Source organism: Streptomyces panaciradicis (genome assembly GCF_023516615.1).
Taxonomy (GTDB): domain Bacteria; phylum Actinomycetota; class Actinomycetes; order Streptomycetales; family Streptomycetaceae; genus Streptomyces; species Streptomyces panaciradicis.
The window spans coordinates 25,684-32,172 of the sequence record NZ_JAMGBF010000085.1; the positions used below are offsets into that span (position 1 = coordinate 25,684).

General features: G+C 70.4%; 7 protein-coding genes. 3 read left to right on the forward strand and 4 right to left on the reverse strand.

All coding sequences use genetic code 11. The annotated features are described in order from the left end of the window. The first annotated feature begins 253 nt into the window (after nucleotides 1-253). The gene (locus tag M8J74_RS26530; protein ID WP_249838873.1) at nucleotides 254-478 is read left to right on the forward strand and encodes a hypothetical protein; all 225 of its coding nucleotides are present in this window, start codon (nucleotides 254-256) and stop codon (nucleotides 476-478) included. A gap of 55 nt (nucleotides 479-533) precedes the next feature. Here the strand turns inward: M8J74_RS26530 and M8J74_RS26535 are convergent, their stop codons facing one another. Continuing rightward, nucleotides 534-905 carry a hypothetical protein gene (locus M8J74_RS26535; RefSeq protein ID WP_249838874.1) on the reverse strand — a complete coding sequence of 124 codons (372 nt, stop codon included), beginning with the start codon at nucleotides 903-905 and terminating at the stop codon, nucleotides 534-536. Nucleotides 906-1,116: 211 nt separating this feature from the next. On the opposite strand from M8J74_RS26535, the gene M8J74_RS26540 reads away from it, so the two are divergent. Continuing rightward, a complete protein-coding gene (locus M8J74_RS26540) occupies nucleotides 1,117-1,272 on the forward strand; it encodes a DUF6131 family protein (protein WP_142148474.1) in 156 nt (51 codons plus the stop codon). Between the two features lie 489 nt (nucleotides 1,273-1,761). Then, nucleotides 1,762-3,126 carry a serine/threonine-protein kinase gene (locus tag M8J74_RS26545; RefSeq protein ID WP_249838875.1) on the forward strand — a complete coding sequence of 455 codons (1,365 nt, stop codon included), beginning with the start codon at nucleotides 1,762-1,764 and terminating at the stop codon, nucleotides 3,124-3,126. Nucleotides 3,127-3,509: 383 nt separating this feature from the next. Here M8J74_RS26545 and M8J74_RS26550 read toward each other — a convergent pair whose 3' ends face one another. From M8J74_RS26550 to M8J74_RS26560, 3 genes are all read right to left on the reverse strand, one after another. Continuing rightward, nucleotides 3,510-4,028 carry a P-loop NTPase family protein gene (locus M8J74_RS26550; RefSeq protein ID WP_249838876.1) on the reverse strand — a complete coding sequence of 173 codons (519 nt, stop codon included), beginning with the start codon at nucleotides 4,026-4,028 and terminating at the stop codon, nucleotides 3,510-3,512. 29 nt (nucleotides 4,029-4,057) lie between these two features. Continuing rightward, entirely contained in the window at nucleotides 4,058-4,897 is an 840-nt protein-coding gene (locus M8J74_RS26555; protein ID WP_249838877.1) for an LLM class flavin-dependent oxidoreductase, read from the reverse strand. A gap of 126 nt (nucleotides 4,898-5,023) precedes the next feature. Further along, nucleotides 5,024-6,489, reverse strand: a 1,466-nt coding sequence (locus M8J74_RS26560; RefSeq protein ID WP_249838878.1) for a dipeptide ABC transporter ATP-binding protein, incomplete at its 5' end; no start/stop codon positions are given.

Genomic DNA, 6,489 nt, shown 5'->3' on the forward strand with positions numbered 1-6,489 from the left:
CCAGGCCCCTTTTGGCTGGTCGGACCACAAGTCCGGCCCCTTGTGCACCAGTTGACGAGGTGACGCACAGGGCGTGTTTCATGACTGATCGTTGACCAAGGGTGCGGGTGTCATGCACACCGGGCGAAGAAGGCGGAGAAAGCGGCGGGCAATACTTCACCAAGAACGGGTAAGCGGCTGTCTATTGCTTTGCATGGTTTCTTTTCGGATTCCCTGCCCCTTGAAGGCGGGTGCCGCTGCCTATACTCCGGCGGTGAACAACATACGGTGCACCCAATGCGGTGCGGTGGGGCTGGAACCGGGCTTCGTCGAGGACGGGGGGCAGGGTGCTCGCGGATACACGAGCTGGATCGCCGGGGCCCTGGAGCGAGGCCCACTCGGCGGGGCCAGGAGAGCGGGCCGGCCGCACTGGCAGATCGATGCCTACCGCTGTCCGGTGTGCGGGCACCTGGAGCTGTTCGCGGTGCAGCCGGCCTGAAGGGGGTGAGCGGAGGCGGGCAGCGAGTGGACACGGTCCTCGTACAACCGGGCGCTCAACTCCCGCCGCAGGCAAGGTCATCAGCGGAGCTCTTGCCCGCCTCCGGGCCCCCTGCCTTCGTGCGCCCGACCCTCCACGGTGTCACCGGCACCCCCACGGCCAGGACCACCTCGATCGCCGCCAGAATCAGGAACCCTCGGGTGGCATCCGTGGACAGGGTGATCCCCGAGGCGATGGCAGCGCCGGCGGAGAAACCCCATGAAGGCCGCCAGTCGTCGGTACGGATCACCGCCCAGCCCAGCAGCGGGAGCGAGAGAAGCGCGATGACGGCGACGACCGTGTACCAGCCGTAGCCGTCGGGCGCCTGACAAGCCGCACCTCGGCTGCTGTAGACCCGCTCGCAGCCGCCCTCGACCACCCCGGTCATCCCCCAGCCGACCGCGACAGCGAAGCACAGTCCGTAGAGGGCTCCCCACCCCTCGCTGTTCAGGCCGGGATCCTATGGGTGGCCGGCTCGGCGGACTCTCTCGCGACGCACCCCCTCCGCAGGAACCTCACCTTGCGTCCCCCGAGGTGGCGTGATGGCGCCGCTTCGGGGCACTCGGGAGGTAACGTCCGGTCACGCCAGGAGGTACGTCATGATCGCGCTCGGCATCATTCTTCTCATCGTCGGTTTCCTCACCGGCATATCGATCTTGTGGACCATCGGCATCATCCTGGCCGTGGTCGGCGCCGTCTTCTGGCTCCTCGGATCCATGGGGCACGCCGTCGCCGGCCGACGCCACTATTGGTGACCGCGACGCTCCTCGAGAGGAGCCCGACCTGACTCGAAGCCCGGCCTGGTGGTGACGGTTCGGTTCCCAGGGTGAAGGGTCGAGGGCGCGGCCGCGCTGCCACGGCGCAGGCGGCCGCGCTCGGCTCTGAGGCCTCCCAGGCGCCGGTCACGAGTCAGAACTCTCCGATCGGACACGCGCACCAGCCTCCTTCGCGGCCGCCGGCCCCTTGGTCTCAGAGCCAGGGCCGGCGGCCCGACGCTGTTCCGAGCCCCTGAACTGGGCTCCTTCCCCGGACGGACTTTTGAGCCTTGGCCAGAAGATGCGTCCGCTGCTGTGCAAGAGGTGGCTGGGTGGGTACCTGCGTTCGGTGGCCGGCCGACGACGGGTGCCTGCCGATGTCGATCTGTGAAGCTGGGGGAGGGCGAGTTGAGGTTGCGTGAGGGGCAGGACGGACGGTCCACGCGGTGCAATGCTCGAATACTGGCGGGCCGTTACCGTCTGGACGAGATGATCGGTTGGGGTGGCGCGGCGGACGTGCACCGCGGTTTCGACCTGAGTCTGCGGCGGCCCGTGGCGGTGAAGATCTTCCGGTCCGGTACCGGCTTCGACACCGAGGACGACTTCCGCAGCGAGGCAGTCATCCTGGCCCGGCTGCAGCATCCGGGGCTGGTGACCGCCTACGACGCCGGACGGCACGACGGCGACGCCTACCTCGTCATGCAACTCATCGACGGCCCCACCCTCAAGACCCGCATCGCCGAGAGCCCTCTGCTGCCCGCAGCCGCCGCCACGCTCGGTGCCGGCCTCGCCGACGCCCTGGACCACGCCCACGAAAAGGGCATCGTCCACCGGGACGTCAAACCGTCGAACATCCTCCTGGACGCAGCCGACAGTCCTCATCTGACGGACTTCGGTATCTCCAGCCTGCTGGACGCCACCACCCACACCGCCACCGGCACCCTCATCGGAACGGCCGCCTACCTGTCCCCCGAGCAGGTACTCGGCAGGCCCGTCGGCCCGGCCGCCGACGTCTACGCTCTCGGACTCGTCCTCCTCGAGTGCCTCACCGGCCGACTCGAATACGAAGGCGGCCCCCTGGAGGCGGCCATCGCCCGGCTGCACCGCCGGCCGGACTTCCCCGACTTCCTGCCCGAGGCGTTCGGCGACTTGCTGAACCGGATGACGGCTCTGGACGAGCAGGACCGTCCCACCGCGCGCGACTGTGCCCGCGTGCTGGCTCACCTCGCCGACGTCACGGCGACTGCGGAACCTGTTCGGCCGAGGGTCGCGCCCCTGAGCAGCGCCGTGTCCCGGTCGACCGCGCACGGCAGGGGCAGCGACCACACGCACCACAACCCGCTGCCCGGCGCACAGCCGATCGGTGCCGCGGCCGCAGCGGCCGGGCTTCCCCGGGCGGCATCCCGGCCCGCCTTCGCCCGCAGCCGCGTGGCGATGTACGGATCAGCGGCCGCACTGGTCGGCGTGATCACCGCCGGGCTCGTCGCCGCCGACGGCTTCTCGCAGCACAGCGCCAACGGCGAAGCGGCTCGGTCCACCAGTGATCACGCCGCTTCCTCCACGTCCCCGAAGACCTCGGCCGACGACGATGGCAGCCCCGCCGCGTCGAAGACCCCACGTTCCCCCCGCTCGGCCGCTGCCCACCCCCTGCGCGCAACGGTTCCGGGCAGCAGGGTTGCCTCATCCTCCGACGATCAGCCGACACGGCACCTGAAGGGTCCCACTGCCCCGAAGTCCGGTGGCGGCGCGGCAGGCGACGCGCCCCAGGGGAACAAGGCAGGCAAGACGAAGGGCCCCGTGGACCCTCCCGGCCATGCGCGCAAAGGCGGGGCAGGACAGCGCGGACGCGGGTGAAGATCGACCGTAAGGCAGGTGTGGCCTGGTGACGATGACGATGACGATGACGATGACCCGCACATCGTGGCGTCCCTGGCCGCTGGAGGGTCATCCCGTCAGGTGATGGTCTCGCCGCCGTGGGTGCCGCCCTCGCAGTGCTCTGTGTACGTGCCGTCCCCGAGAGCGTTGATGATGATCATCCCGCTACCTCTGACGCATTCCTGCGCGGAGTCGTCCGAGAACACCTGAGTCGCGCTGCGAGCGATACCGGCGACAGCTTCATGGGAACCCCGTTTCGTCCGGTGGCAGGATTGCCGTACCGGCGTCGCCGTCACGGCAGCCGGTCGCGACCAGCGGCGGGCCACCCGAGGGACATGGGGAAGGACCGCCGGCCGGGAATGTCACAGGGAGGTCAGCCAGGCCGCCGTGTCGTCGGGATGCGCGAAGCGGAGGGTACGGAGAGGGGCGAAGCGGGGGTCGTTCACCCGCAGCTCGACTTCACGGTGGCGAGGTCCGTGTTGGGACCATGCCCACCGGGCCGGGTGTTCCCGGCTCAGCCAGTCCCTCCACGTTTCCCGGTTGCCTCCGAAGAGGATCTCGCGCGTGAGGGTGCGCCGCAGGGACCGGCGCAGGACGCGAGGCATGATGACGCGTTTGGGGTAGTCCAGCCAGATGACGGTGTCGGCTCGGTTCCACAGCAGGTCACGGACTTCCGGATAACCGATGGAGTCGATGATCCAGCGCGACTCGGAGGTGAGCCGTGAGACGTCCTCGATCAGCGCGTCGTTGACGGACCAGCCGGGGCCGTCGAAGTACAGGGCATCCATCTCGTGGTGCGGCAGGCCCAGACGAGCGCTCAAGGCGCGGGCGAGCGTGGATTTGCCCGCGCCGGTGACGCCGACCACCAAGATCCGTTCCATCGAGGTCCCCAGTCCTGACCATGTAATGCCTACACATCATGGGGTGCCTGAGTCACGGGGTGCCAGCCCAACTCGCGGTCGGCCGCCAGCTGTTCCAGGATCCGGTCCGCGGTGCCGACGACGTCCGGGGCGAACAGGATGCGCTTCGTACCCGGCGCCGACAGGATCTGCGGCTTGAGGATGCGCTCGTGCCGAACTGCCGCGTACTTCAGGTAGCGAGCACGGGTGGCGGCGTCGGCGCTGTCGAGGGGCACGATCACCCGCCCGAGCGCCACGCGCGTGGTTTTCAGCAGGTCGGCGCCCGGACGGCGACGGTACTCGGCGAGCAGGTTCAGTTGGGCGGTGGTGAAGTCGTCGGTGTCCTCGCCGGAGACGATGTTGCCGGACAGCAGATTGAAACCGTTCTCGGCGGCCCAGCGGACCGACCGCAGGCTGCCGCCGCCGTACCAGATCCGCCGCACCAGGTCGGGGTTGTACGGCTGCAGCCGCGGTCGCTGGACGTTGCCGGGTGAGTGGATCACGGTGTCCGGGCCGCCGAGGTAGTCGCCGCGCAGGTTGTCGACGAGGCGGGCGATCCTGCCGTACGACAGGTCGAAGGAGCGCCAGTCTCCGTCGTACACCAGGTCGCCGAGGAGTTCGGCGTGCGGCATGCCGGTGCTGAAGCCGACCTGGAGGCGGCCGCGGGACAGAACGTCCGCCAGTGCCAGGTCCTCGGCCAGGCGGAACGGGCTCTCGTAGCCGATGGGGATGACCGCGGTGCCCAGCTCGACGCGTTCGGTGCGCTGTCCGGCCGCGGCGAGGAACACCGCGGCCGAGCCCACACCGTGTTCGAGGTGGCGCTGACGGATCCAGGCGCCGTCGAAGCCCAACCGCTCCCCGTACTAGAAGAGTTGGAGTGTCTACTCCAGACCCGTGTACGGATCGTCGTCGGCGAAGTTGCCGGGGGTGAGAAAGGCCGGCGAGGTGATGGCGGGTGTGGTCATGCGCTCGTGTCCTCAGCTCGGGGTGGTCTCGGCGGCGGAGGCAGCGAGAAGGCCGCCGGGGATCGCCGCGAGCAGTTCACGGGTGTACTCGTGGCGCGGGCGGGTGAACAGGTCCTCCGGCGGTCCTGTCTCGACGACGCGGCCGGCGCGCATGACGGCGACCTGGTGCGCGATCTGCCGCACGACGGCCAGGTCGTGGGAGATGAAGAGGTAGGCGACCCCGGTGTCGGCCTGCAACTCGGCCAACAGGTCCAGGACTTGGGCCTGCACGGACACGTCGAGCGCGGACACGGGCTCGTCGCAGACCACGAGGTCGGGGGAGAGGGCCAGGGCCCGGGCGATCGCCACGCGCTGTCGCTGTCCGCCGGACAGCTCCGCCGGGCGCCGCTCCAGGGTGGCGGCGGGAAGCGCGACCCGGTCGAGGAGTTCGCGGGCACGGGCGAGCCGGGAGGCGCGGTCGCCCACCTTGAAGGCGCGCAGCGGCTCGGTGATCACCTCGCCGATGGTGAACCGGGGGTCGAGCGAGGCGTACGGGTTCTGGTAGACGAGTTGGGCGCGGCGGCGCAGCCGTCTGGCCCGGGCACCCTTGGCGGCGGTGACGTCGGTGCCGTCGAAGAGGATCTGCCCGGCGGTCGGCTCGGCGAGGCGCAGCACCAGACGGGCGGTGGTCGACTTGCCGGAGCCGGACTCGCCGGCGAGGGCGAGCGTGCGACCCCGGTGAAGGGTGAAGGTGACGTCGTCCACCGCGCGCAGGGTACGGGGTCCGTCGCCGGTGTGGGGCAGCCTGAACTCCTTGACCAGGCCGCGGGCCTCGACCAAGGGCGTGGCGTCCGTCCCGGAAGCGGGGGCCGGAGTGCGGGGCCGGGCCGTGGTCAGGCTCGGGGCGCTGGCCAGCAGGTGCCGGGTGTAGGGGTCCCGCGGGTGGGCCAGGATGTCGCGGGTGGGGCCCGCCTCCACGACCTTGCCCTGCGACATCACCACCAGCCGCTGCGCCCGGTCGGCGGCGACCCCCAGGTCGTGGGTGACCAGCAGGACGGCGGTGCCCGACTCCTCGGTCAGGTGCTGGAGATGGTCGAGGATGACGCGCTGGACGGTGACGTCGAGCGCGCTGGTGGGCTCGTCGGCGATGATCAGCTCGGGCCGGGCGGCGATCGCGATGGCGATCAGGGCGCGTTGCCGCATGCCGCCGGACAGCTCGTGCGGATACTGCCGGGCGCGGACGGCCGCGTCGGGCAGTCCTGCCCGGTCCAGGACGGCGACGGCCTCGCCGGGGGCCGAGCGGCGGGTCGCCAGGCCGTGGATGCGCAGCACCTCGGCGACCTGGTCGCCGATCCGCTTGACCGGGTTGAGGGAGACGGTCGGGTCCTGCGGGACCAGGCCGATGCGCGCCCCGCGGACGGTGCGCAGTTCCGCTTCCGGCAGCGTGGCCAGGTCGTGCCGGCCGAAGCGGACGGTGCCCGCGTCGATGCGGCCGTTGG

What these genes read in the sequence shown, in the direction of transcription:
- M8J74_RS26535 (WP_249838874.1), bottom strand. Translation starts at nt 905, where the DNA reads ATGACCGGGGTGGTCGAGGGCGGCTGCGAGCGGGTCTACAGCAGCCGA.
- M8J74_RS26540 (WP_142148474.1), top strand. Translation starts at nt 1,117, where the DNA reads ATGATCGCGCTCGGCATCATTCTTCTCATCGTCGGTTTCCTCACCGGC.
- M8J74_RS26545 (WP_249838875.1), top strand. Translation starts at nt 1,762, where the DNA reads ATGATCGGTTGGGGTGGCGCGGCGGACGTGCACCGCGGTTTCGACCTG.
- M8J74_RS26550 (WP_249838876.1), bottom strand. Translation starts at nt 4,028, where the DNA reads ATGGAACGGATCTTGGTGGTCGGCGTCACCGGCGCGGGCAAATCCACG.